The organism is Halomonas halmophila (assembly GCF_006540005.1).
Classification (GTDB): Bacteria; Pseudomonadota; Gammaproteobacteria; order Pseudomonadales; family Halomonadaceae; genus Halomonas; species Halomonas halmophila.
The window spans coordinates 1-26,364 of record NZ_BJOC01000038.1 but is presented as its reverse complement, the minus strand read 5'-3'; the positions used below and the strand labels follow the sequence as shown (position 1 = coordinate 26,364).

Here is a 26,364-nt window from a genome sequence, read left to right as displayed (position 1 = left end):
GTTGAAGCGAGAGGTCATGCGGCCCAATAGCGTACTGATCAGCCTGATGCTGGTGCTGCTGGCTACCTGGCTCGGCCTGGACGCGGTCAGTGTGGCGGCCAACCGCATCGTGCCGGGGGAGGGTGTCGGCGTCGGCGGCATCGCCGGCTGGCCGGGCGTGTTGACCAGTCTCATGCCCATGTTGGCTGTGCTGCTGCTGGCCTGGCGTCCGACGGGCCGTCACCTGCGCCTGGCCCTGATGCTGGTGATCCTGATGCTGACGGCCCTGCCGCTGTGGTTGGTGGTGGCCGCCGCCGCGACTGTCGACCCCTCGCTGCCCCAGGCCCGCATGGCCATTGGCCCGGCCGTGTGGATCGCCATCTTCGTGTTGCTGCTGGCGCTGATCGAGCTGCGTGGCCGAGTGCCCCTGCCGTCCTGGCAGAACGGGCTGCTGTATCTGCTGCCGCTGTTGAGCCTGGCCCTGAGTCTGATGCTCGATCTCGAGCCGCTGGCCCTGCGTCAGGAGTATCAGGTGCGTAAGTCTGCCTTTTTGACGGCCATCGGCGAGCATCTGCTGCTGGTCAGTGCCGCCGTTGGGATCAGCCTGTCGCTGGGTGTCGGCCTGGCCATGGCCATGCGTCACTGGCCACGCGCCCAGCGCTTCGGCTTTACCCTGCTCAACTTCCTGCAGACGATTCCCAGTCTGGCGCTGTTCGGGCTGTTGCTGGCGCCGCTGGCCTGGCTTTCCGACCGCTACGACTGGCTGGCGGCACTGGGCATCAGCGGCATCGGCTGGGCCCCGGCGCTGCTGGCGCTGATTGCCTATAGTCTGCTGCCCATGGTGCGCAACACCTATGTCGCCCTGGAGGAGGTCGACCCCGGGGTCATCGACGCCGCCCGCGGCATGGGCATGAGTCGCGCGCAGATATTCCGGCAGGTGCGTCTGCCCCTGGGCCTGCCGGTGATCCTCGAAGGCATCCGCATCACCACGGTGCAGGGCATCGGCCTGACCGCCGTGGCGGCGCTTATCGGCGCCGGCGGGCTGGGGCGCTTCATCTTTCAGGGGCTGGGACAGGCGGCCATGGACCTGGTCCTGCTGGGTGCCTTGCCGATTCTGATCATGGCCCTGCTGGCCGATGCCCTGCTGGCCGCGCTGACCGAGAAAATCCGCCCCGGAGGCACGCATTGATCGAGTTGATTCAGGTAAGCAAACGCTTCGGCGATGCCCTGGCCGTGGATGATGTCTCGCTGAGCATCGAGCGGGGCGAATTGTGCGTGCTGATCGGCACCTCGGGGTGTGGCAAGTCGACCACGCTGCGCATGATCAATCGACTGATCGAACACAGCGCCGGGGAAATCCACCTGGAAGGGCAGCCAGTGCGCGAGTTCCGCGAGGAAGTGCTGCGTCGTCGCATCGGCTATGCCATCCAGAGTACCGGGTTGTTCCCGCACTGGACGGTGGCGCGCAATATCGGTCTGGTGCCGGGACTGCTCAAGTGGCCCCGGGCACGCATCCGCGAACGGGTCGAGGAGCTCATGGCGTTACTGGGGCTCGAGGTGGAAGAGTTTGCCGACAAGTACCCCAGTCAGCTCTCCGGCGGGCAGGCCCAGCGGGTCGGGGTGGCCCGTGCCCTGGCCGCCGATCCGGACATCCTGCTGATGGACGAACCCTTCGGGGCGCTCGACCCGATTACTCGAGAGTCGCTGCAGGACGAACTGGTGCGGCTTCAGGCCAGGCTCAACAAGACCATCGTCTTCGTCACTCATGACATGGACGAGGCCCTGCGATTGGCGGATCGGCTGGTGGTCATGAACCACGGGCGCATCATCCAGCAGGGGCATCCCCTCGAGCTGCTGCGCCGGCCGGCCGATGGTTTCGTCGAGTCGCTGCTGGGTGGCGCGGATCGCGGCCTCAAGGAAGCCGCCCTGTTGCCGGTCAGCCAGCGCATGACGGCCCTGGACGACGCGCCGCTGGCCGAGCAGCGGGTGAGCCAGCAGGCCACGCTGCGCGAAGCGCTGTCGATCATGCTGTGGCGACATGCCGACTGCCTGACCGTCGTCGACGCGGCCGACACGCCGGTGGGGCAGCTGTCCCTGCGCCAGCTGGTCGGCGCCGGCGATGCGCGGGCCGCCGCGGGGCGGACCGACACCGATCAGGCCGCCGGCTGAGGGCAGGAGCCAGGACATGCAGACCGCCATCCGTCGTCCCGTTCGGCCTACCATCAGCCACTGGCTGGCGCCCCTGGTCTGGCTATTACTCCTGCTGGGCGCCTGCTGGGGCATGTCCTGGCTCGAGCCGCTGTTTCGCCTGGCCGAGCCCGACAGCCGCGACATCATCTACGACCGGGCCGATTTCATCGTCCTGCTGGGTCGTCATCTGCAGGTCGTCGGCGTAGCGGCCCTGCTGGCGATCGGCATCGGCGTGGCCGCCGCCATTGCCGTGACGCGCCCGGCCGGGCGCGACTTCCTGCCCATGGTCAGTCAACTGGCTTCCATGGGGCAGACCTTTCCGCCCGTGGCCGTACTGGCGCTGGCCGTGCCGGTGCTCGGCTTCGGCAACCTGCCGGTGATCGTCGCGCTGCTGCTCTACGGTCTGCTGCCCATCGTGCGCAATACCCTGGCCGGCCTGGAAAGCATCGATGGCGGCGTGGCGGAAGCCGCCCGTGGCATGGGCATGACCGGTGGCCAGCGCCTGTGGCGGGTCGAGCTGCCGCTGGCCGCTCCCATCATTCTGGCCGGCATCCGCACCTCGGTGACCATCAACATCGCCACCGCCGCCATCGGCTCCACGGTGGGCGCCAGCAACCTCGGTGATCCCATCATCTCGGGCATCGTCAACGGCAACATCGCCTATGTGCTGCAGGGCGCGCTGCTGATCGGCCTGCTTGCGCTGAGCGTCGACAGCCTCTTTGCGCGTCTGCAACCCGGCTCGCCTGACTGACTCTTCCGGCTGGTCAGCCGCCTCTAACTTGGCTATTCTGCCCCTACAGTTTACGTTAACGTAAATCAGTAGTGCGGCATGTCGGGGCAATCCCCTGGCAGTCCGCCATGACAATGACAATACTTCCCCCAAAAGGGGCAAGGATGATCATCACATGACAACAAGACCCGACAGCACCACGCCGCCGGCGCCCATGTCCGGCACACCGGAGTTTCTGGCCGGTGACGAATACCAGATCCCGACCTGGTGCGTCCTCGGCGAGGACGGTCGACCGCTCGAAGGCGCGCAAGCGCCGGACATCGAGCGCGACAAGGCGCGCCGCATCTATGAAGCCATGCTGGCCACGCGGGTGATGGACGAGCGCATGATGGCCGCCCAGCGCCAGGGGCGCCTGAGTTTCTATATGCAGTGCACCGGCGAGGAGGCCGCCGTGGTTGGCGCCACGGCCGCCCTCGACGATGCCGACATGATCATGGCGCAGTACCGCGAGCAGGGCGCGCTGGTCTATCGTGGCTTCAGCTTCGACGAGTTCATGAATCAGATGTTCGGTAACGAGCTGGATTACGGCAAGGGCCGCCAAATGCCGGTTCACTACGGCTCGCGCAAGCTGCACTACATGACCATTTCCTCGCCGCTGGGCACCCAGATTCCCCAGGCCACCGGCTATGCCTACGGCCAGAAGCTGGCCGGCAATGGCCTCTGCACCCTGGTCTTCTTCGGCGAGGGCGCCGCCTCCGAGGGCGACTTCCATGCCGCCCTGAACATGGCGGCGGTCCACGAAGCGCCGGTGATCTTCTTTTGCCGCAACAACGGCTACGCCATCTCCACGCCCACCGTCGAGCAGTTTGCCGCCGACGGCGTGGCGCCCCGGGCGCTCGGCTATCGCATGCATGTCATCCGCATCGACGGCAATGACATCCTGGCCGTCTACCGCGCCACCGAGGAAGCCCGGCGCATCGCCGTGGAGCACAACAAGCCGGTGCTCATCGAGGCCATGACCTACCGCCTGGCGGCCCATTCCTCCTCTGACGATCCCTCCGGCTACCGCTCGCGCAAGGAGGAGGAAGCCTGGCGCGAGAAGGACCCCATCCTGCGCATGAAACGCTGGCTGATCGAGCGCGACTGGTGGAGCGATGACGAGGAAAATACCCGCCAGGACGAGCTGCGCCGCGAGGTGCTGGAGACCATGAAGCGCGCCGAGAAACGTCCGCCGTCCGACCTGGGCACCCTGGTCAGCGACGTCTACGCCGATGTCACCCCGGCCCTGCAGCGCCAGCTCGATGCCCTGACGGCGCATGTGCGTCGTTATCCGGATGCCTATCCCCGGGGCGCGAGCTCGCTGGACCCGGATGTAAAGAATAGTGCGGATGTCACGACCGATCAGGGAGGCGCCTGAGATGCCCAACATGAACATGCTGCAGGCCATCAACCAGGCACTGGACATCGCCATGGCCGAGGATGACAAGGTGCTGTGCTTCGGCGAAGACGTCGGCAGCTTCGGCGGGGTCTTCCGGGCGACCAGTCACCTGCAGGAAAAATACGGCCATGCGCGCTGCTTCAACACGCCGATCGTCGAGCAGGGCATCGTCGGCTTCGCCAATGGCCTGGCCTCGCAGGGCTCGGTGCCGGTGGCGGAGATCCAGTTCGCCGACTACATCTTTCCGGCCTTCGACCAGCTGGTCAACGAGACCGCCAAGTTCCGCTATCGCTCCGGCGACCTGTTCAACGTCGGCGGCCTGACCCTGCGCGCGCCCTATGGCGGCGGCATCGCCGGTGGTCACTATCACTCCCAGTCGCCGGAAGCCTACTTCGCCCACACGCCGGGCCTGAAGATCGTCATTCCGCGCAATCCCTACGAGGCCAAGGGCCTGTTGCTGGCCTCCATCCGTGACCCCGACCCGGTGCTGTTCTTCGAGCCCAAGCGGCTGTATCGCGCCTCCACCGGCGAGGTGCCCGAGGAGGACTATCAACTGCCCCTCGGCGAGGCGGCCGTTACCCGCGAGGGCAGCGATGTCACCCTGGTGGGCTGGGGCGCGCAGATGGAAGTCATCGAGCGCGCCGTGGAACTGGCCGAGAAGGACGGCATTTCCTGCGAGGTCATCGATCTGCGCACTATTCTGCCCTGGGACGAGGACACCATCGTCGACTCGGTGCTCAAGACCGGTCGTCTGGTCGTCACCCACGAAGCGCCGCGCACCGGCGGCTTCGCCGGCGAAATCGCGGCCACCGTGCAGGAGCGCTGCTTCCTGTATCTCGAATCGCCCGTGATGCGGGTGACCGGCCTGGATACGCCCTTCCCGCAGACGCTGGAGAAGGAGTACCTGCCGGATCATCTCAAGATCCATGAAGCGATCCGCGCCAGCGTGAACTTTTGAGCCGATACCCAGGGAGACACCGATGACCCAGTTCAAGTTGCCCGATATCGGCGAAGGTATCGTGGAATGTGAAGTCGTTGAATGGCACGTGCAGGAAGGCGACAGCGTGGCCGAGGATCAGCCGGTGGTCGAGGTCATGACCGACAAGGCGCTGGTCGAGATTACCGCGCCGGAAACCGGCACCATCACCCGGCTGCATGTGGCCAAGGGCGAGACCGCCCGGGTGCATGAACCCCTCTTTGCCTACGACGCCGAGAATGCCGAGAGCGGTGAGAGTGCCCAAAGTGACGAAAGTGGCGAGAGCGGAGACAACGCCGAGGACGACCGGGCCGAGCCTGCGGATGACACCGAAGACGCGCAAGGCGAGGGCAGCGCGCCCGCTGACACCACGTCACGCCCCGCATCGCCGCAGGCCGAGGCGCCAGCGCCATCCTCGCCGGCAAGCGGCCGCGGCGCCTACGGGCGCATTCCGGCCAGCCCCGCGGTGCGGCGTCTGCTGCGCGAGAACGAGCTGCGTCTCGAGCAGGTGCCGGGCTCCGGCAAGGACGGTCGCGTGCTCAAGGAAGACGTGCTGAGCTTTCTGGACGGCGCCGCGGCCACTCAGCCGGCCGAGAGCAACGCGGCCTCGGGCGGCCCGACCCCCGCTGGCCAGGCCACGTCGCGTGTCGAGCCCCTGCGGGGAGTTCGTGCCGCCATGGCCCGGCAGATGGTCGAGTCCGCCTCGACGATCCCGCACTTTCAGTACGGCGAGGAGATCGACGTCACCCAGCTGCTGGCCCTGCACGATCGTCTCAAGCCCGAGGCCGAGGCGCAGGAGACACGCCTGACGCTGATGCCGCTGTTCATGAAGGCGCTGGCGCTGGCGGTCCAGGCCCATCCGATTCTCAACAGCCGGCTCGACATGGAGGCCGGCGAGATCCACTACCAGGCGCACTGCAACATCGGCATGGCGGTGGACGGCAAGGCCGGCCTGATGGTGCCCAACGTCAAGCAGGTCGAGTCGCTGTCGCTGCTCGAGGTGGCCGCCGAGGTGCAGCGGCTGACCACCGCGGCCCGGGAAGGGCGGGTGTCCCGCGCCGACCTGCAGCAAGGCACCATCAGCATCTCCAACATCGGTGCCCTGGGCGGCACCTACGCCGCGCCCATCATCAATGCCCCGGAGGTCGCCATCGTCGCCATCGGCAAGACCCAGTGGCTGCCGCGCTTCGACGCCAATGGCGAGGTGGTCTCGCGGGCCATCATGACCGCCACCTGGGCCGGCGATCACCGCCTCATCGACGGCGGCACCATCGCCCGCTTCTGCAACGTCTGGAAGGGCTATCTGGAGGATCCGGAAACCATGCTGCTGTCGTTGCGCTGACGCTCGGGGGTGGTCATGAGCCAGGCGCCGCTCCAGCAGTTCTATATTCCGGAAGACCAGTCGGTCTATCTGCTGAGTCACGACGATGCGCGCAAGCTGCGCGAGTGGGTGGCGCTGTGCCAGGCGCAGCTCGAACAGCTCGGTTACCGCCATATCGAGCTGATCGGCAAGGGCGCCTACGGCTTCGTGTTCGCCGGTGTGACCGAGCATGGCGAGCAGTATGTCTTCAAGTTCACGCGGGTCACGCTGTCGCGCGAGATTCAGGACCGCCTCGAGGAAGAGGCCTTCATGCTCGAGCAGGTTGATCATCCCCATGTGCCGCGGTTGATCGCCTACCAGCGCGTGCGCCACCAGTCGATCCTGGTCATGGAGCGCGCCCCGGGGCTCAACCTCGAGGAAGTCTCGCGCCGTGAAGGGCGCCTGTCGCCGCGCCTGGTGGTGCGCATCGCCGACCAGCTGGCCGGCATCCTGCGCGCCCTGCGCGACGAAAACGCCCCGGCCGGGCGCCCGGTGGTGCACGGTGACATCAAGCCCTCCAACCTGGTCTTCGACGCCGACCGCGAGCGCGTCGCCCTGATCGACTGGGGCTCCTCGGTGTTCGCCCAGCTGGATGCCAACCAGCAGTTCGTCGCCACCAACGTCATGGAGCTGATGTCCGACAACCTGCAGCAGACCAATGCCCGGCTGGGGGATGTCTACTTCATCGGCGAGGAACAGCTCAACGGTGCGTTGTCGTCGCCCCGCTTCGACGAACAGGGCGCCGCCGGCACCCTCTATGCGCTGGCCTCCGGCCAGTCGTGTCGCTTCGGTCATCGGGTCATTCCGGCCACTTCGCTTGGCCTGCCGCGGGAATTCGCGCGCCTGCTCGACGGCATGCTCGACCCCGACCCCGAGGTGCGCCGACGCGCCGGCGACTACTTCATCCGCGAGATGCCGCGCCTCGGCCGCCTGGTCATGCTCGACCTGCCCGAGCCGCCGGAAACCGCCCTGGTGCCAGTTTGGACCCGCTCCGCGGCCAGCGAAATCGACACCGTGGTCTACAGCTCGCGCAAGTCCTTCCTGCGCGAGGAGGGCGGCCGCGACAGCTTGAGCGAGGTCAACGACGTCCAGCTCGACCGCTACTACAAGAACTTCATGCAGGGCATGGGCGAGACCGAAAAGGCCTTTCTGGCCGCGGTCAGCCGGCTGGGCAGCTATCCCGTGGTGGGCGGCCTGGCGGTTCGCTGGGAAGCCGAAGGCGTCTACATCGACACCTCCCTGAACCTGCACGATCCGGCGCTCAAGCCGGCCTTCGTCGCCGCCGTCAACAACATGGTCAGCCTGGCGCGGGCCATTCATCGCCAGGGCATCTTCAAGAGCTGTCTGTTCAATGCCCGTGACACCCTGCACCTGGACCGCGAAGGCCCCGACCGGCCCTTCGTGATCCCGCCGGATATTCGCCTGGCCTATGAAGTCAGCGACGTCCCCGAACTCGAGGACCGCACCCGACTGCACAGCTACTTCGAGGACGGCCCCGACCCGGACGAATTCCTGGTCCTGCCCGAAGCCATCATCACCGCCCTGGAAGCCCTCAACGAGATCCACCACACCGGCATGATCATCTTCGAGGCGCTGCCCGAGCACCTCAAGATCCACAGCCACTACCGCCTGCTCGACCCCTCCCGGGAAGACGAGTTCCGCCGCCGCCTGGACGACATCCTCGACGCCGTGGCGCTGATCGAAGGCCTCGGCGTCTCCGGCTTCATGAAGATGCCCTACAAGGACACCCGCTTCTTCCCCCACCTGGCGCAACAGCCCGAACGCTTCTACCCCCGCGACCCACGCGCCGCCCTGACCGCCATGCAGGCCGACATGCAGTGAAGCCGGCGCCCGCCCATGAATGAGCTCGTGGTTGGATTCTGGCAAGATAGGGGACCATCAATCCCTCCTGCCATGGCGACATGCCACGGGTGACGCGCGAAGGGGACAGGGACTGGCGAGGGTCTTTTGACAGGGATGTCAAAAGTAGCGCCCAGGGACGGGTTCACAGCGCCCTCGCCAGGGCCTGGCGCCGGTCGCGCCCCCGCTGACCGAGGGAACAGTGATCGTCTATCTCAATGGACAAGGATGCAGCATGGCCCACTTACTCCGCATCGTGATGATTCACGGTCACCTGGATGGCGTCGTCGAACTGGATGTCGATGGTCACACCAATATCTGCGGCACCAACGCCTCCGGCAAGACCACACTGCAACGCCTGGTACCGGTATTCTACGGTGAGCTGCCGAACAAGGTGGTGCCGCGCACGCGCATGAAATTCGATGCCTTCTACCTGCCGCATCGCAACAGCTATCTCATCTACGAATATCGCCGCGAGGCCGGCAACGTCTGCCAGGCCGTGCTGACCCGCAAGAAGGAAGGCGGCGTCGAATACCGCTTCGTCGGCGCCCCCTATCGCCCCGAAGACTACCTGGTGGAAAGCCCGGACGGCGTCGCGGCCCTGGAGACCGAGGCCTGGCTGGCCGGACTGCGCCGCCAGAGCATCAATGTGTCCGCCAAGCTGGGCGCCACCTCGGAATACCGCGCGGTCATCCAGAACGACTTCACCCAGCAACAGGGCAATCGCCGCGAGGCCCTGAAGCTGCGCCAGACCGCCGCCCAGTTCAGCCTGGTCAAGCCCGAACGGCGCATCCGCCACATGGAGAAACTGATCTCCGCGGTGCATGCCAAGGAAGGCAAGATGGACACCCTCAAGACCATGCTGGCGGCCATCTTCGAGGAAGACGGCGTCGAGCTGCCGGTCACCCGCATCCGCAGCACCAAGGCCCGCGAATGGATCGCCCAGATGCGACAGTCCATGCGCCTGGCGCCGTTGCAGCAATCCCTGGCCGAGCTGGCCGAGGTCGACCGCGAGATCGCCGACCTCGAGACCACCCTGTGGCAACTCAAGCCCCAGCTGGAAGCCGATCGGCACCGCGCCGAACGCCAGCTCGCCGACAGCGAGGCCGAGCTCAATACCCAGCAGCAAGCCTTCCAGGCCCGCGAGCAGGAGTACGAGCAGACCCGCGACCGACTCAATGACCGCATCAGTGAACTGGCCAGCGAGCTCGAGCGTACCCAGCGCAGCCTCAACGACCTGCAGCAGCAATACGAGGCCTACGCCGAGGCCGACATGCCGGCCCTGGAACGCGACCTCGCCGAGCTGCCGCAGTGGCGTGAGCAGGCCCGCCAGCTGCAGGAACACCTGACGGTGATGCAGGAGGCCACGGCGGCCAACCGCTCGCGCCTGGAAGCGCGGCTGCGCGAACTCGCCGACGATCTCTCGCGGCGCAGCGAGGAAATCCAGGCCCGGCTCGACGAACTGGGCGACGCCAGGGCCGCGCGTCAGGAACAGCAATGGGCCAGCGAGCGCGAGCTCGAGGAAAAGCACCAGACACGGCGCAGCGAACTGGAAGCCGGCTATCAGTCACGGCTCGAGGCGGGCATCGAGCGCCTCGCCGACCTCAAGGCGCAACTGGCCTCCACCGGCCAATCCAGCGACGAGGCCAGCGAGGCCGAACTGGCCCAGGCACGCGTCGACCAGGCGCAGAGCGATCGCCAGGCCGCCAATCAGCGCCTCGATGGCCTGCGCCGTGAACACGAGACCCTGCGCCAGGAACGCGACAGCGCCGAACAACAGCGCGAAACCGCCCGGCAGGATCTGGATCGTGCCCAACAGCGCTGCCGCGACCTGGAAATCCAGCGCGATCCCAGCGAGGGCAGTCTGCGCCACTTCATGCGCTACCACCGGCCCGGCTGGGAACACCAGCTGGGCAAGGTCATCGCCCCCGAACTGCTGGAGCGTCACGACCTGTCGCCGCAGCTGACGGAAGCCGATCAGGACAACGACGGGCATGACGACCTGTTCGGCGTGAACCTGGACCTGACGGCTATCGAGCTGCCCGATCATGCCCGCGACGAAGCCAGTCTGCATGCCGCCATCGAGGCGGCGGAAGCCGAGCAGGCGCGGGCCGAGGCCGACCTCAAGGCCACCGAGAAACAGCTCAAGGCCTGCCACGAACGCGTCCAGGGCGCCGATGAAAGCCTCAGCCAGGCGCGCCTGGCGCTCAAGCATGCCGATGCCGAGGTGGAGTACGCCCTGGATGCCCGGCATCAGATCCACGAGCGTCACCTGCAACAACAGCAGGAGCGTCGCCGCGCCGCCGAACAGGCGCTGGCCGACCAGCAGGCCGCCGACGAGGCCCTGCGCGAGGAAAAGCGCCAGGCACTGACCACCCTCGACGACACCCACCAGTCCCAGCTGCTGGAGCTCAAGGCCGACGGCCAGAGCCAGCTGGCCGGCTTCGACGCCCGCATCGAGCAGTACCGCCAGCAGCTCGACGACCTCAAGACCGAGCACCAGCGCCAGCGCAAGGAACTCGAAACGGCCTTCGACCAGGAACTGCAGGAGCAGGGCGTCGACCCCGAGACACTGCGCTCGACCCGACAGCGCATCAGCGATCTGCAGGAGCGTATCCGCGTCACCGAGAGCCGCCGCGAGGAACTCGATGCCTACAGCCGCTTCATGCGGGTCGACTGGGGCCAGCGCAAGCCCGAGCTGGTCGACCGCGAGGCCAGCCTGACCCGCGACAAGCAGAGCGCCGAACACCAGCGCGAGCAATGTCGCAGCGACTTCCAGGCCGCCCGCACGGCCCATCAGCAAGCCAGCAAGGCCCTCAAGTCACGCATCAACGCCGAGCGCGAAGTCATCGACGCCCTCAAGCCGCTGCTCGGCCAGCTCGACGGCCTGGGACTGGCCCCCGACGATACCACCCAGCAGGCCGACGGCGAGGCACCCGGGGACGTACACGAGCGCATCGAGCGCAGCCGTCAGGCGCTGGCCGATCGCAGCCGCAAAGTCGAGACGCTGCGCAAGGGCTGCGAGCAGGTCGAGAGCGATCTGATCAAGGGCGCCAGTGCCGGCTTCGTCGAGACCCTGGAGAACGAGCGGGCCAGGCTCAATGCCAGCTCTGGCCAGACCGGCGAGTCGGGCCTCGACCCGCGTCGCCAGCTACCCATGCTGCGCGGCATGCTGCAACTGCTCGAGGACCAGCAGCAACAGCTCATCCAGCAGGGCCGCAACCTGGGCGCCGACCTGGACAAGTTCTTCACCGTGTTTCGCGACCTCAATCGACGCATCAGCGCCCAGAGCCGCCGGCTCTCCGAGGAAGTCGCCGATGACCTGCGGCTGGACGGCATCAACAAGGCCGAGGTCAAGATCCAGTCGACCATCGACGAGCTCGGCTTCTGGGAGCCGCTCAAGCGTTTCGCCCAGTTGTATCGTGACTGGCGCAACTCCTCCCGCGAGCTGCCGGGGGACGACTATCTGGACGCCCTGGCCGATGTCGTCGACCTGCTGCGCCACGATCAGCAGTACAGCTTCGAGAGCCTGCTGCGCCTGGAACTGCACCTCAACGAGGGCGGCACCGACCTGGTCATCAAGAGCGACCGCCAGCTGCTCGAATCCTCGAGCCACGGCATGGCCTACCTGATCCTGTGCAAGTTCCTGCTGGCCTTCACCCGGCTGCTGCGCGGCTCGGCGGAGATCGCCATTCACTGGCCCATCGACGAGATCGGCACGCTGGCCTATCACAACGTCGAGACCCTGTTCGATGCCTGCGACAGCAATCGCATTCATATCGTCGGCGCCTTCCCCAACCCCGAGTCCGACGTGCTGCTGCTGTTCCAGCATCGCTACCTGATCGACCGTGACAACGAGGACGCCGGCCGGCGTCGCCTCAAGCGCATCGAGCCGCGGTTGAGCCGCCTGGCCGAGCGCCTGCAGCAACGCACTGCCGAATCCACCGCGGAGGAGTTCACCTGATGATCGAACATGGCCCCCTGCTCGAACGCCTGCTGGCCGGCGAGTTCGTCTGCGCGGTGAGCGATGATCACGCCTTTCGGCGGCTGCAGGACGAGGACACCCGCGAGCAGATCGACACCTACCTGCGCCCGCTCAACCGGCGCCTGGCCACCAATGCCGAGGGCAGCGTCTATTTCCTGGCCTGGCGCCAGTTGAACGACGAGGCCCGCGATCAGTTGTCCCGCCAGCTCGGCGAGGTGCTGCACAGCCTGATGCCGATGCTCGAATGGCTGCAGCTGATGCAGGAAGCCCTGGGCCACGATGCCCTGGTGGCCCCCGGCGACGTGCTCAAGCCCGCCGAGCTCAGCGCCCGCTGCGAGGACAATCAGAGCCTGCGCGAACAGCTCGAACGCCTGGCCGGTGACAGCTTCTTCGGCTCCCAGAGCGATCAGCTCGACGCCCAGATGAAGCAGGTCTTCAAGCGTCTTCGCGAGCACGGCTATGTGCTCCAGCCCCACGCCGACCGCCAGGTCTATCTGGTTACCGGCAAGGTCGATTATCTGGTCGATCTGGTACGCCTGATCCGCGACGAGGAAAACCTGCCCATCGAGGATGAAATGCCCCAGGCCCAGGAAAACCTGCTATGAGCCGCTCCAGGATGTCATCGCAGACGCCCCCGGGCGAGGATCACGCCGACCACCAGCTGGAAGGCCGGCTGGTCAGCACCGGGGTGGAGCGTCTGGCCCTGTTGGGCAAGCACGCCGAGGCGCTGATGCAGGGCTACAGCCGCGACGAGGTGCCGCTGGCCAACCTCAGCGAGCGCGCCCTGAACAAGCTGCTGGCGGCGCGCATCGTCTGGCGCCCCGACGAGCAGGGCGGCGTCAAGCTGGCCCCGCGCGTGCGCGAACTGATCGCCGAGATGCTGGCCGACGAAACACGCCGTCAGGTCAACGCCGACGTGGGCGAGACCCTGGAGCTGTTGCGCAGCCTGGTGCAGAGCTATCGCGAGGCCCAGAGCCAGGGCGAATACTGGCGCCAGGAACAGCAGCTGCTGCGCCTGCGCCAGGCCTTGGACGACCTCAATGGCCGCTTCGCCGACGCCATCGACAGCCTCTGGCAGCGCCTCAACAGTGACTTCGGCTTCGTCAGCCGCCTCAACGATAAGATCCGCGAGAACGACCGCGCCCAGAAGCAGATCGTGCGCCTGCTCGACGGCCTGCAATTGATCGACTTCGACGAACTCATCGAGCTGGTCGGCAGCGACGGCGGCCTGCGCAAGTTGCTGATCAGTCAACTGCAACGCCAGGTCAGCCAGCACTACACCAGCCTGCGCGAGGTGCAGAGCCGCCTCACCGAACTGATGGCCCGCTTCCGCCAGCAGCAGTCGCGCAGCCGGCTGGTCAGTGGCATGGCGGCCTTTCTGCGCGAGCACCCCAGCTTCGTGCCCGGCAACTATGCTCGGCGCAGCGAGGTCCCCGACCTGGTCAACCAGGCCGCCGCCCTGAATGCCGCAGCGGCCCCGGCGCTGGACCACCAGTCGGACACTCGCGTCATCACCGAGCTACTGCACGAGCTGCCCCGGCCGCAGCAGCCCAGCCGCGATGCCACCAGCGCCGGCCCGGCCGCGGTCGAGGCTACCGGGCTGGTGGCCGCCCGCCAGCAGGCGCTCAAGGATGACGTCGAGCGCTTCTACCTGGCCGTCATCGACCAATCGGCCGAGGCGGGCATCAGCGCCCTGGACTATCTGCAACAAAGCGACATGACCTGGAGCGAGGAAATCTGGCTCTTCCAGGTCATCGCCGAATACCAGAGCCTGCCACGCAGCGAGCAGGCTGCCTTCAGGCTGCAACAATCGGAAAGCCGCGCCAGTCAATTCAATGACCTGCGGCTGATCCACGACGTCACCCTCCGACTGGCGAGATCCGCATGACCGATACCCTCGACAAGCGCACCCATGGCTGGCTCGGCGATATCCAGGACAGGCTGCGCCGACAGCCGTATGTCGAGAAGTCGCTCGAGCTCGGCGCCTGCCAGGCCTTCATGGCCTGGTGCGATCAGCACGACCTGGACCTGGAATTCTACCAGCGCCATCAGGTGCTGCGTTTCGACCGGCAACTGATGCGCAAGGTGCAGGCGCTGCTCGAAAGCCTCGGCCAGCTTCCGCTGGGCGAGAGCACTTCGGGCCGTACCACGGCCGAACAGGCGCGGGCCAGTCACCAGGAAGACAAGGCGCAGCGTGAGGGACCGCGCGCCCATCGCGTGCTGCTCAACATGCCCGCGACCACGGCGCGTCCGGGCATGGCCCACCGCGAGCGCGAGATCCTCGACGTCGACTGGCGCGAGCTCGACCTGTCGGCCTTCGATGTGCTGCTGATGATCGAGAATCTGGATAGCTTCTATGAGCCGGCCGTCGCCCTGGACGCCCTGGCGGACCATGCGCGTCCGCTGGTCGTCTATCGCGGCGATCGCCACTATGGCGGCGGCTTCCGGGAGCTTGCCCGCGCCTGGGCCACTACCGGCAAGCCGCTGCTGGGCCTCGGCGATTTCGACCCGCGCGGCCTGCGCATCGTCCTCGGCAGCGGGGCCACCGGGCTGCTGCTGCCGCCGCTGGCCTGGCTGCAGGAAAATGCCACCCGAGCCCATGTGCCCGCCGAGCAACTGCCCGATCAGCCGGCACTGCGCAAGCATCGCGACCAGTTGCCGGCCGCGCACCCGTTGGGGGACTATCTGGCATTGCTGCTCGACGAGCAGCGCGGGCTCAAGCAGCAGTGGTTCACGTCACAGCTGGTGGTGGTCGGGGCGAGAGGGCAGAAGTAAGAGGGAAGAGGGAAGAGGGAAGAGGGAAGAGGGTAGAGGGTAGAGGCAGCACCATCATCGATGAGAGGACGATGCGCATGCGCGAGTTATTGCTGAATGCCGATATGGGCGAGAGTTTCGGGGCCTGGACCATGGGCCTGGATGCTCATGTCATGCCGTATGTCGATCTGGCCAATGTGGCCTGCGGCTTTCATGCCTCGGACCCGGATGTCATGCGGCGCACCGTGCGCCTGGCCGCGGAATATGACGTCAGCGTCGGTGCACACCCGGCCTATCCCGATCTGGTGGGCTTCGGCCGGCGCTCGATGGCTTGTTCCCCGGAGGAAATCGAGAATTTCGTGCTCTACCAGCTCGGTGCGCTGGCCGCCATCTGTCACGCCGAAGGCCTGGCACTGGCCTACATCAAGCCGCACGGGGCGCTGTACAATGACATGATGCGTGACCATGACCGCCTTGCCGCGGTGATGCGCGCCATCCAGGCCTTCGATCCGGCATTGCCACTGATGGTCATGGCCACCCGCGACAACGGTGCCGAGGAGACGCTGGCCGACAATCATGGCATCACTCTGTGGCGTGAGGCCTTCGCCGACCGCGCCTATGACGGGGCAGGGCGCCTGGTCGCGAGAAGCGAGCCGGGGGCCGTGCACCGTCAGCGCCAGGCCATCGTCGATCAGGCGACACGCATCGCTAGGGGCGAGGCGCTGATCGCCAATGATGGCAGTGAGCTGTATCTGAATGCCGACACCCTCTGCGTGCACGGCGATAATGCCGAGTCCATAGCCGCCATTGCTGCCATCCGGGCGGCCCTGGCGGCGGAGGGGCGCGCCCCCGGAGGTGACGGGTCATGACGCTGGCACTGCCGAGGATCGAGTCCGCCGGCCTGGATGGCTGGATGGTGCGCCTCTTCGATTCCATCGACGAGGCCAACATGCCCTGGCTGACGGCACTGGTACGCCAGTGTGAGGCGAGTCTGAGCGATGCCCTGGTGGATATGGTGCCGTCCTACACCACGCTGCTGGTCATCTTTGACCCCCTGGTCATCGCGCCGGGAGACGTCCGGCAACGCCTGCAGCAGCTGCTGGCCAACCTCGAGCCGGATGACGGCAGCGCTGAAGCCGCCGTCGTCGAGCTGCCCACCTGGTACGATATCCGGGTCGGCCCGGAGCTCGAGCGCATCGCCGAGCGGGCCGGGATGAGCATCGAGCAGGTCATCGAGGGCCACAGCCAGGCCGAGTATCGCGTCTTCGCGCTGGGTTTCGCGCCGGGCTTCGCCTTCATGGGGCGGGTCGCCGAGGCGATTGCCTGCCCCCGGCTGGATACCCCGCGGCGACGCGTGCCGAAGGGCAGCGTGGCCATCGCCGAACGCCAGACCTCGGCCTATCCGCAGGTCTCGCCGGGTGGCTGGAACCTGATCGGCCGCACCCCGGCCATTCTCTTCGATCGGCATCGCGACGGCTTCAGCCTGCTCAAGGTGGGCGACCGCGTGCGTTTCGTGCCGGTATCGCAGGCCGAGTTCGAGCAGCTGGGCGGCGATAGCCAACCCATGGAGGCCAGGGCATGAGTGCGCCGCAGACGCTTTTCGAGGTTCACCGCGCCGGCCCGCTGGCTCTGCTGCAGGATGCCGGTCGCTTCGGCGTGCGGCGCCTGGGCGTGACCCAGGGCGGGCCGGCCGATGAGCACGCCTGGGCCTGGGCCAATCAACTCGTCGGCAATGCCTGGGGCACCACCGGGCTGGAAATCACCATGGGCGGACTCGAGCTTGTGTGCCGGAGCGAGGCCGTCATTGTAGTCTGTGGGGCGGACCTGGATGCCTGTCTGGACGGCGACGCCCTGCCGCTGTGGCAAGGCCTGCGGGTGGAAGCCGGCCAGCGCCTGTCCTTCCAGCAGCCGGTCAACGGCCTGCGAGCCTATCTGGCGGTCGCCGGCGGCTTCCAGGCCGAGCCGGTGCTCGGCAGCACCGCCACGGTCACGCGTGAAGGCCTGGGCGGCCTGCATGGTGACGGCCATCCGCTTCAGGAGGGCGACCGGCTTGCCCGCGCCGCCTCGCCGACCGGACGCCAGCCCGGCCAACGGGCGCCGGCGGATGTCATCATCGATTACCGAGAAGAGCCACGATTGGCACTGATCCCCGGGGCCCAGGTCGCCGCCTTCGAAGGCAGCAGCCTCTATCAGGCCTTCAACGCGACCTGGCAGGTCGATGACCGCGCCGACCGCATGGGTGTGCGCCTGCGCGGCCCGGAGCTGAAATGCCGCTCGGGTGGCATGATCTCGGAAGGCATCGGCCCAGGCGCCGTCCAGGTCCCCCCGGACGGTCAGCCCATCGCACTGCTCAACGACCGCCAGACCATCGGCGGCTACCCGCGCCTCGGGGCGCTGACGCCGCTGGCCTGCGCCCGGCTGGCACAATGCCTGCCCGGCCAGCGGGTGCGCCTGCAGCCCACCAGCCTGGAACAGGCCAGCCGCGCCTATCGGGCCTTTCGCAGTCGTTTCGGAACCTGACGCCCACTTTCGACTCAGGCTATGTCTGAAAAGTCGACGAGCGAAGGATAGATAAGGCAAAAATCAGCGAAAAAGCGGAGTTTACGAGTTGTAAATGAGCATTTTGATCGGACTCGCGCGCGAGCTGATTGTTAACGCCGTATAGCCGAGCGCAGACAGTTTTCCGACATAGCCTAGATACCTAGACCGCTCTCCCGCAGCAGCTGATCGATCGACAGATCGGACGGCTTGCGGTGGGACGTCTCCTCGAACATCAACTCGGACTCCAGCTGACCGACGCCGTCACGCACCAGGCGCTCGATCAGCTCGGCCTTGGAAAACCCCGTGCGCTCGGCAAGGCGCTCCAGGCGGGTCTCCAGCTCCTGCGAGAAACGAAGAAAATGCGGCATGATGCAATCTCCTGAGGTGAGCAGCCCCAACCTATCCCATTGATGTGACAAAGTGTTGACACATCACATCATCCGATCCTTCTCCTCCTCTCTCTAGGTATTTGGAATGAGGTTGGCCTCACCAAGTTTTCAGCGAATAGCAGATACCAATCACTCGCGTTTATAGGCGAAAAACGGAGCTTCTCCTTTCTCTGGATAACATCCTGTTTAATCTGGGTGTTATGCGCTTAGTATGACTTTTGTAGTTTTATTTGTATTGCATATTTTAATCATGAGCGGGGCGGTAAGCTGTGTTTTTGAATAAAGTGTTATGAAGTAAATAGGTACTGCTTGCTCAAATAAATAGAGTTGTGCTGTATCGATTAATTCTGCCATTTTATTGGTATCTGGTAAGACCGTTGTGTCGCCGATTGATGACAGTTGAAATCTTCTTCGCAGGCCATATTTATAAATTGCTGCAGTGCGTTGCTCAAGCGGCTGGTGGCGTGCCGGCTCTGGAAAAAGGGGAGCGAATTATGTTGACCCCGGATGGGCCGCGGTGTTGAATGCATCACCCGCCACGCCTGCGATCACGTCAATCCTGTCTAATAAACACAGGGCGAAATTAGCCCGAAACATAATAGAGAAGAAGGGCTTTGGTTGTCGCTTTGCGGAGACGCTTTTAGTTTTGATATTGCAGTTGGGAAAATACGACAATTGCGGTCAGGAGCTCCTGGCCCTTGCTATCGGTTGGCCACTTTATTCCTAATAAAAACAATAACTAACATCCTGGGTAGGAGTGCTCTTCGATCATTCGGAAAGCATGTGTGTGGATCACATGTAAAAGTTTGTTGCATGTGTTGATTGTGCAGATTTTTAAAATAAAATAGCGCAACAATTATAAAAAGCTAATAAAAAACCAGGTAGAACTGAAGTGGCTGTTCTAGATCCAGAAGCCGGCTTTTCATCGCCATGCTGGCTGGATTCACTATTGCAATGGCGTATCGCCTGCGCAGGAAGGAGCACCATGTTCAGAGCAATTGGAGTGCTGGTGTGTGGCGTTGGTCTACAAGCGATCGACGTCGTGCATGCTCAGGAGCAACCCCTGGATGACCGGCGTGAAGCCTGGGTCATCAAGGCCCGGGATGGGCAATTATCCACGGGTATCGAGGGTCTTCAGCGTTTATATACCGAGACTCGGGATGCCCGAGTGCGTCAGGATCTGATTGCACTCTTGATCCGTGCCGAGCGCTATCAGGACGTGCTCGACGTCTGTCCGGACTGTCGTCTGGACAGCCTGTCACCCAACAGCCTGGAAATGCTGGGCATGGCGGCACGGCAGACGGCTGAGCTCGATCGAGCCAATGCCTATTACCAGGCACTGACCGAGCGCCAGCCCGACAACTTCCAGGGCTGGCTCGGCCTGACCCTGACCCGGCTCGAGATGGGTGACATTGGCTCAGTGGACAAGCTACTGCGGCGTCTGCAGGAGCAGCGGGGGCGTAATCAGCAGTGGCTGCAAGCCCGTCTCGACCTGGCAGCCCGGCTCGATGCGCCGATCATGGAACTGCAGACTCGCCACTGGATGGTCGAGCGCTTTCCCGACAATATCCCGGCCATTCAGGCCTTGTACCGACTGGCGGTCGAACTGGGGGCCACCGGCGCCGCCGAGCGGTTCATGGCCGAGCATCCCGAGGCCTTCAACGCCAAGGATCGGCTGTGGTTGCGCTACTACCGGGCCCGAGACCGCTTGCGTCTCGCTCAGAACGCCAACAAGCCGGAACTCTATGGTCCTGCCCTCGACATCTTCAATGACGTGCTGGCCGAACCGGACGCGGCGCCCGGTCTGGTACAGCGTGCCGAATTCGACAAACTCCTGACCCTGGTCAAGCTACGCCGCTTTCCCAAGGCCGAGGCCTTCGCCGGCGAGCTGGAGATGCGCTATGGCGAGTTGCCGCCCTACCTGCGTCGGGCACGCGCCGATGCGCTGTCCGGACTGGGGCGCCCCGATGACGCCCTGGCCATCTACCAGTCGCTGGTCGCAGCCGACCCTTCGCAGGCGCATGATGCCAGTCAGCCGCTGAATGCCTCCTTGTTCTATGCCTATGCCGACCTGCAGGCCTATGACCGGGCCGAACGTCTGTTGAGCGACTGGAAAGACCATGAGCCGGCCATGCGTTGGAATTTCACCGGAACACGCCGCGTCGATAATGCCGGCCATGATCAGGTCCTTCAGCTCGAGATGGTGCTCGAAGCCTGGCGTGGCGACCTCGATGCCGCCCAGGCGCGGCTCGACGAATTCCTGCAGTGGGCGCCGGCCAATGCCTCGCTGTGGAAGACCCAGGGCGACTTCTATCGCTGGCGGGGCTGGCCCGACAAGGCGATCGAGGCCTACGAGCGTGCTGTGCAGCTATCCGCACCCGACAACCGCGAAGCCCTGCGCCACGGCGTCCTGATGGCGCGCCTGGACAGGGGCCAATGGCGCGATACCGTCGACACCATCGAACGCCATCTCGCGGAAGACCTGCCCAGCGTCAATCGCGACAGCCTTGCGCGCGACCTTCGCGAGCGGCGTGCCGGCGGCCTCAGCGTGTTTGGCTCGATGGGCGAGGGCACCGGCAGCGGGGTCCAGAGCAGCCGCGACTGGCAATACAGCACCCGCCTCGAATCACCACGACGGGATGATGGCGGGCGCTTCTTCGCCGAACGCATCGCCATGTTCGGCGAGTACTACGACCAGGATCTGCGTGCCTCTTACAACACCATTGGCTACGAATTGCCGTTCTACCCTGCGAGCCTTTCATTCAGCGCGGGGCAGGGCGCACAGCTCAGCGACGAGCCGCTGCTGCGGGGCAAGCTGGACCTGAACCTCGGGGATCACTGGTCGGCCTCCTTCAAGGCGGAGATGAACGCCTCGGGCACGCCACTGCGCGCGCTTAATGATGGCCACAATGCCGATCTCTACGAAGCGGTACTCGGCTATCACCGTGACGAGGCCGGCGCCGGCAGTCTGAGTGTCAGCGTCATGGACGTGGATGACGGCAACCTGCGCCGCTCGCTGTCGGCCAGCTGGCGGGAAACCTTCTACCGCTACGACGAATGGCGCGTCGATGGAGCGGTATACGCCGGTACCTCGCGCAATGACGACGTCCAGGCCAGTTATTTCAACCCCCACAGCGACGCCAGCCTGAGCGCCGAAGTCACGATCGAACACCGCCAGCCTCTGGGGTATCGCCAGAGCTTCGTGCAGGGCCTGACCCTGGGCTCGGGGCGTTATTGGCAGGAGGACGAGGGCGCCGCCAATACCTGGCAGATCGGCTATCAGCACCGCTGGGAGCTCGCGCCCCGGCTCAATCTCGAATATGGCATCAGGCGCAGCCGGGCCGTCTACGACGGTGATGCGGAGTTCACCAACGTCTTCAGCCTGGGGCTGGACTGGAGGTTCTTATGAGTTCGCAAGTCGCAATGCCGAACTTCAGGCGCGTGGCCTCCTTGATGAGCATGGCAAGTGCCCTGTTGGCAGTCAGCCTGCTGGCCGTTGCGCCGGTCCTTGCCGACACCCGTGAGCAAGCGCAGATGTCGACCGAATACACGGTGCTGAGCTACCACGATATCGTCGACCTGACGCGCACGCCGGACCTGAAAATCTACCCTCAGACCATCACGCGCAACCGGCTGATCCAGCAGTTCAACCTGATCGACGATCTGGGCTACAACCCGGTCAGCCTGCAGGACATCCTGGATGCCGAGGCCGGTAAGGACACCTTGCCGCCCAAGCCCGTGTTGCTGACCTTCGATGACGGTTACAGCAGCGTCTACGACATCGTGTTGCCGCTGCTGGAGCTGTACGATTATCCGGCCGTCGTCGCCCCGGTGGGCTCCTGGCTGGCGGTGCCGGAAGGTGGCGAGGTGCCCTATGGCCAGATCAGTCTGCCGCGCGAGCGTTTTCTCAGCTGGGCCCAGCTGCGCGAGCTGCAGGCATCGCCACTGGTCGAGATCGCCACTCATACCTACGACCTGCACAAGGGCATCATCGGCAACCCCCAGGGCAACCAACTGCCGGCGGCGGGTACGCCGCAATGGAGCGAATCGGGCTACGAGAGTGTCGCCGCCTATCGTCAGCGCATTCATGATGACCTCGAACGCGCCCGCGACCAGCTCGAGAACAAGCTGGGTGAAGCGCCGCGCTCGGTGATCTGGCCCTATGGCGGTTACAGCCACGCCACCATCGACATCGCCGCCGAGCTCGGCATGCCGCACACCCTCAGCCTGCTCGCTCGTCCCAACAAATTGGGGCAGGGCACCGACGACATCAATCGTTACCTGATCGACCAGGAAACCAGCCTGGAAACCTTCGAAGAATACCTGGGCGGCAAGATCTGGCACCCAGCCGACGAACGGGTCATCCATGTCGATCTCGACTATGTCTACGACCCCGATCCGGCGCAACAAAGAGAAAACCTCGGCAAGCTGCTCGACAAGGTCAAGGCACAGGACATCAGTACGGTCTACCTCCAGGCCTTTGCCGATGCAGACGGCAATGGCGTCGCCGAGAGCCTGTACTTCCCCAATGATCACCTGCCCATGCGCGCCGACCTCTTCAATCGCGTCGCCTGGCAGCTCAAGAAACGGGTCGGCGTCTCGGTATATGCCTGGATGCCGGTCATGGCCTTCGATCTCGGCGATGATTACAGCTATGTCAGCGATGTACGGCTGGACAAGCCCAACCCTGAGCGTTACCGCCGGCTGTCGCCCTTCGTCGAGCGCAATCGTCAGGTCATCGCCGATATCTACAAGGACCTGGGCTACTACGCCAAGTTCGATGGCCTGCTGTTCCACGATGACGGCCTGCTCAGCGACTTCGAGGACGCTTCGCCGGCCGCGCTGGCGTGGTACCAGGAAAAGTGGGGGCTGCCGGGCTCCGTAGAGGCCATTCGTCAGGATGACGACCTGATGGCCAGGTGGACCCAGCGCAAGACCGAGTTCTTGATCGACTTCACCCACCAGCTGGCCGATGAAGTCCGTCGCTACCGCATGTACGACACCACGGCGCTCTATACCGCGCGCAATGTCTATGCACCGGTGGTGCTGAACCCGAAGAGCGAGCAGTGGTTTGCCCAGGAACTCGAGGCTTTCTCCCGCGCCTACGACTACACCGCCGTGATGGCCATGCCCTACATGGAAGGCGCGGAAGACGCCGATGCCTGGCTGAAGAGCATCGCCGAAGTCGCTACCCAGCGGGTCGATCCGGATTCACTGGTGTTCGAGCTGCAGGCCCAGGACTGGCGCGATCACACACCGGTACCCAGCGACAAGCTGGCGCACTGGATGCGCACCATCCGCGAGGCCGGCATCAACCAGTACGGCTACTACCCGTACGACTTCCACAACGACCATCCCGATGCCGAAGTGCTGCGTCGTGAGTTCTCCCTGGGCACCACTTTGAGGAAGACACCATGACCTTCATCGACGCACTCGCGACCTTCACGATCGGCTACCCGAGTCTCATGGCGATCGTCTGGACCTGTGGTGGCATCTATTACTACTTCCACTGGGAGCGCAGCCAGTCGCGGCGGCCCGCCCTGGCGGAAATGCCGGATCCGCCCCGGGTGACGATCCTGGTGCCATGCCACAACGAAGGGGGCAACATCAACGAGACCGTGGATCACCTCTTCCGCCAGAACTACGCCAACCTCGAGATCATCGCCATCAATGACGGCAGTCGCGACGATACCGGCGCTCGTCTGGATGCACTGGCCCGGCAATACCCGGGACTCAAGGTCATCCACCAGGAAAACCAGGGCAAGGCGGGGGCCATGAACCACGGGCTCTCCCATGCCACGGGCGACTATATCGTCGGCATCGACGGCGATGCGGTACTCGACTACGACGCCGTCCACTGGATGGTCATGCACTTCCTCGACAGCCCCAAGGTCGGCTGCGTGACCGGCAACCCCCGCGTGCGCACACGCTCGACTGCCATCGGCAAGATCCAGACCGGCGAGTTCTCGTCGATCATCGGCCTGATCAAGCGCGCCCAGCGGATCTACGGCATGGTCTTCACCATCTCCGGCGTGATCTGCGCCTTCCGCCACACCGCGCTGATGCAGGTCCAGGGCTGGAGCACCGACATGATCACCGAAGACATCGATGTCAGCTGGAAGCTGCAATTGTCCGGCTGGCAGGTGCGTTATGAGCCGCGTGCGCTGTGCTGGGTGCTGATGCCGGAGACCCTGCGCGGCCTCTACAAGCAACGGCTGCGCTGGGCTCAAGGCGGGGCCGAGGCCTTCCTGCGCCACTTCACCAAGGCCATACGCCTGAGCAATCGACGCTTCTGGCCGCTGATCCTCGAATACGTCATCAGCGTGGTCTGGTGCTACTCGATGCTGATGCTGCTCATCACCGGTCTCGTCAGTGTCCTGACCGGCGCCATACCGTGGACCGAGATCGAATTGCTGCGCTGGTTCGGCGGCGCCCTGGTCCTGCTCTGCCTGGTGCAGTTCGTGGTCAGCTTCGCCATCGACAGCCGCTACGACCGGGGCATGATCCACTGCATGTTCTGGTGTATCTGGTACCCGGTTTTCTACTGGATGTTGAACATGGCCACCGTGGTGGTGGCCTTCCCCAAGGCCGTGGTGCGACGCCGCGGCCAACCTGCGATATGGAGCAGCCCGGATAGAGGAGAAAGATTCCGTGAATAGTGCCAATCCGATGACCCGCACCAATACGCTCGACCATGCCCTGGTCGCACCCAACATCCTGGGCCCCGTGGTGATCAGCAACAAGCGCCGCAGCAGCTGGACCTACCGCTGCCGCGACGCCGCCCTGACGCTGTTCACCCTCGGCCTGTGGTGCCTTGTCCTGTCCCAGACATACCTGCAGATGGCGGATACCGAACTGCTGCTGAAGGTCGAGATGTTCCTCGGCCTGCTGGAGATCGTCGGACTCAACTTCGTCATCGTCTTCGCCGTTATTCACGTCTGGGTGATGTACGAACGCCTGCTGCACGGGGCGCGCAAGCGCCGGCGAAGCCGGGCGGAAGCCGTAAGCTATAAGCTGTAAGCTGGAAGAGAAGCCGTAAGCTATAAGCTATAAGCTGTAAGAAAGGTCAACAGCAACTCCCCCACCCTGGTCCTTGGGTTTGACCTTGGGGGGTACTTACAGCTTACGGCTTACAGCTTATAGCTTAAAGCCCATCGCTCCGCACCATCACGTCCTCGATAATCGGCACCGGGGTCATCAGGTGTTCCTGCATCATGCGACACGCGGTGTCGCTGTCGCGGGCGAGGATGACCTCGACCAGGGCGGCGTGTTCCTGACGCTTGCGTTCCAGGGCTTCCTCGGACAGGACCGTTTCGCGCAGCCACAGATGGCGATAACGCTCGACCTGATCGAACAGCGTGTCACGTAGCTGCAAGAGGTTGGGGGAGTTGCAGCCCTCGGCGATGGCGGTGTGAAAGGCCTTGTGTCGCGCGTCCCACACATCCAGCATTTCCTCGGGGCTCTGGACCTCCACCACCTTGCTCAGCGTATGTGCCTTCGCCAGCACATCGGCTTCCCAGGCATCATCGCCGCGCTGAATCGCCAACTCCAGCACCAGCCGTTCGAGTTGCGCCCGCGCATCGTAGAGATCGGCCAGCTCCTCGCGCGACATCGTCGCCACCCGATATCCGCGCTGACTGATCGCCACCACCAGACGCTCCGCCACCAGCTGTGACAACGCCTCCCGCAACGGTCCGACACCCAGGCCGTAGCGATCCTTCAGGCGACTCATCACCAGCTTCTCACCCGGCTGAAACACCCCCCGGATGATATCCCGCTTGAGCCCGCGATACGCCCCGACCCCCAGATTCTGCTTCGCGCTAGTCTCCATGACACCGCTCAATGCCGAAGTGAACCGGTATGATACGTCAAGACATCGGGGTGGGGAGAGGGGGAGAGCGCCTCCATAAGAATGAAGAACGGCGCTGCGCGCTGCCATGAGAATGAAGAAGGAAGAACGGCGCTGCGCGCTGCCATGAGAATGAAGAAGGAAGAACGGCGCTGCGCGCCTTTAAGAGGGAAGAAAACCCTTGACGTCACACCCCGCTGGCACTGGCCTGACTTCCTTCTCCCTTCTCCCTTCTCCCTTCTCCCTTCTCCCTTCTCCCTTCTCCCTTCTCCCTTCTCCCTTCTCCCTTCTCCCTTCTTCCCTCTTCCTTCTT

At 64.8% G+C, this 26,364-nt stretch carries 20 protein-coding genes; 18 read left to right on the top strand and 2 right to left on the bottom strand.

The features are described from left to right. Positions 1-16: 16 nt before the first annotated feature. The 14 genes from HHA01_RS12800 (at position 17) to HHA01_RS12735 (ending at position 17,792) form a co-directional block, all read left to right on the top strand. The gene (locus HHA01_RS12800; protein ID WP_141321313.1) at positions 17-1,168 is read left to right on the top strand and encodes an ABC transporter permease; all 1,152 of its coding nucleotides are present in this window, start codon (positions 17-19) and stop codon (positions 1,166-1,168) included. Beyond that, complete coding sequence (locus tag HHA01_RS12795; RefSeq protein ID WP_141321311.1) at positions 1,165-2,148, top strand: ABC transporter ATP-binding protein; 984 nt, start codon at positions 1,165-1,167, stop codon at positions 2,146-2,148. Before HHA01_RS12800 ends, HHA01_RS12795 begins: the two co-directional genes overlap by 4 nt. Positions 2,149-2,164: 16 nt before the next feature. Next, entirely contained in the window at positions 2,165-2,920 is a 756-nt protein-coding gene (locus HHA01_RS12790; RefSeq protein WP_141321309.1) for an ABC transporter permease, read from the top strand. Between the two features lie 154 nt (positions 2,921-3,074). Continuing rightward, on the top strand, positions 3,075-4,316 hold the full coding sequence (locus HHA01_RS12785; protein WP_246053901.1) for a thiamine pyrophosphate-dependent dehydrogenase E1 component subunit alpha: 1,242 nt from the start codon (positions 3,075-3,077) through the stop codon (positions 4,314-4,316). A gap of 1 nt (position 4,317) precedes the next feature. Continuing rightward, entirely contained in the window at positions 4,318-5,295 is a 978-nt protein-coding gene (locus tag HHA01_RS12780) for an alpha-ketoacid dehydrogenase subunit beta (RefSeq protein ID WP_141321307.1), read from the top strand. 22 nt (positions 5,296-5,317) lie between these two features. Then, a complete protein-coding gene (locus HHA01_RS12775; RefSeq protein ID WP_141321305.1) occupies positions 5,318-6,655 on the top strand; it encodes a 2-oxo acid dehydrogenase subunit E2 in 1,338 nt (445 codons plus the stop codon). A gap of 15 nt (positions 6,656-6,670) precedes the next feature. Further along, complete coding sequence (locus tag HHA01_RS12770; RefSeq protein WP_141321303.1) at positions 6,671-8,515, top strand: protein kinase domain-containing protein; 1,845 nt, start codon at positions 6,671-6,673, stop codon at positions 8,513-8,515. Positions 8,516-8,768: 253 nt separating this feature from the next. Further along, on the top strand, positions 8,769-12,497 hold the full coding sequence (locus HHA01_RS12765) for an ATP-binding protein (protein WP_141321301.1): 3,729 nt from the start codon (positions 8,769-8,771) through the stop codon (positions 12,495-12,497). Then, on the top strand, positions 12,497-13,123 hold the full coding sequence (locus HHA01_RS12760) for a condensin complex protein MksE (RefSeq protein ID WP_141321298.1): 627 nt from the start codon (positions 12,497-12,499) through the stop codon (positions 13,121-13,123). Before HHA01_RS12765 ends, HHA01_RS12760 begins: the two co-directional genes overlap by 1 nt. Then, a complete protein-coding gene (locus tag HHA01_RS12755) occupies positions 13,120-14,406 on the top strand; it encodes a DUF445 domain-containing protein (RefSeq protein ID WP_246053900.1) in 1,287 nt (428 codons plus the stop codon). The genes HHA01_RS12760 and HHA01_RS12755 overlap by 4 nt, the downstream gene beginning before the upstream one ends. Then, entirely contained in the window at positions 14,403-15,293 is an 891-nt protein-coding gene (locus HHA01_RS12750) for a DUF7281 domain-containing protein (protein WP_141321296.1), read from the top strand. Before HHA01_RS12755 ends, HHA01_RS12750 begins: the two co-directional genes overlap by 4 nt. Before the next feature lie 77 nt (positions 15,294-15,370). Continuing rightward, positions 15,371-16,141 (top strand): 5-oxoprolinase subunit PxpA, encoded by a 771-nt coding sequence (locus tag HHA01_RS12745; RefSeq protein ID WP_141321294.1) that lies wholly within the window; start codon positions 15,371-15,373, stop codon positions 16,139-16,141. Then, positions 16,138-16,854 carry a 5-oxoprolinase subunit PxpB gene (gene pxpB, locus HHA01_RS12740; RefSeq protein ID WP_141321292.1) on the top strand — a complete coding sequence of 239 codons (717 nt, stop codon included), beginning with the start codon at positions 16,138-16,140 and terminating at the stop codon, positions 16,852-16,854. The genes HHA01_RS12745 and pxpB overlap by 4 nt, the downstream gene beginning before the upstream one ends. Further along, positions 16,851-17,792, top strand: a complete 942-nt coding sequence (locus HHA01_RS12735; protein WP_141321290.1) for a 5-oxoprolinase subunit C family protein — start codon at positions 16,851-16,853, stop codon at positions 17,790-17,792. Before pxpB ends, HHA01_RS12735 begins: the two co-directional genes overlap by 4 nt. A gap of 173 nt (positions 17,793-17,965) precedes the next feature. On the opposite strand, the gene HHA01_RS12730 is transcribed toward HHA01_RS12735, so the two are convergent. Next, positions 17,966-18,181, bottom strand: coding sequence for a ribbon-helix-helix domain-containing protein (locus HHA01_RS12730; RefSeq protein WP_141321288.1), 216 nt, complete (start codon positions 18,179-18,181; stop codon positions 17,966-17,968). Between the two features lie 1,006 nt (positions 18,182-19,187). Between HHA01_RS12730 and pgaA the strand changes: the two genes are divergently transcribed. Genes pgaA through HHA01_RS12710 form a run of 4 tightly spaced genes read left to right on the top strand, consistent with a single transcriptional unit; the run spans position 19,188 to position 25,222 of the window. Continuing rightward, positions 19,188-21,611, top strand: coding sequence for a poly-beta-1,6 N-acetyl-D-glucosamine export porin PgaA (gene pgaA / locus HHA01_RS12725; RefSeq protein WP_141321286.1), 2,424 nt, complete (start codon positions 19,188-19,190; stop codon positions 21,609-21,611). Next, a complete protein-coding gene (pgaB, locus tag HHA01_RS12720) occupies positions 21,608-23,620 on the top strand; it encodes a poly-beta-1,6-N-acetyl-D-glucosamine N-deacetylase PgaB (protein WP_246053899.1) in 2,013 nt (670 codons plus the stop codon). The genes pgaA and pgaB overlap by 4 nt, the downstream gene beginning before the upstream one ends. Beyond that, positions 23,617-24,861, top strand: a complete 1,245-nt coding sequence (gene pgaC / locus HHA01_RS12715) for a poly-beta-1,6-N-acetyl-D-glucosamine synthase (RefSeq protein WP_141321284.1) — start codon at positions 23,617-23,619, stop codon at positions 24,859-24,861. The genes pgaB and pgaC overlap by 4 nt, the downstream gene beginning before the upstream one ends. After that, on the top strand, positions 24,854-25,222 hold the full coding sequence (locus HHA01_RS12710) for a hypothetical protein (protein WP_141321282.1): 369 nt from the start codon (positions 24,854-24,856) through the stop codon (positions 25,220-25,222). Before pgaC ends, HHA01_RS12710 begins: the two co-directional genes overlap by 8 nt. A 124-nt stretch (positions 25,223-25,346) precedes the next feature. Here HHA01_RS12710 and csiR read toward each other — a convergent pair whose 3' ends face one another. Then, positions 25,347-26,033 (bottom strand): DNA-binding transcriptional regulator CsiR, encoded by a 687-nt coding sequence (csiR, locus tag HHA01_RS12705; RefSeq protein ID WP_141321280.1) that lies wholly within the window; start codon positions 26,031-26,033, stop codon positions 25,347-25,349. Between the last annotated feature and the right edge of the window lie 331 nt (positions 26,034-26,364).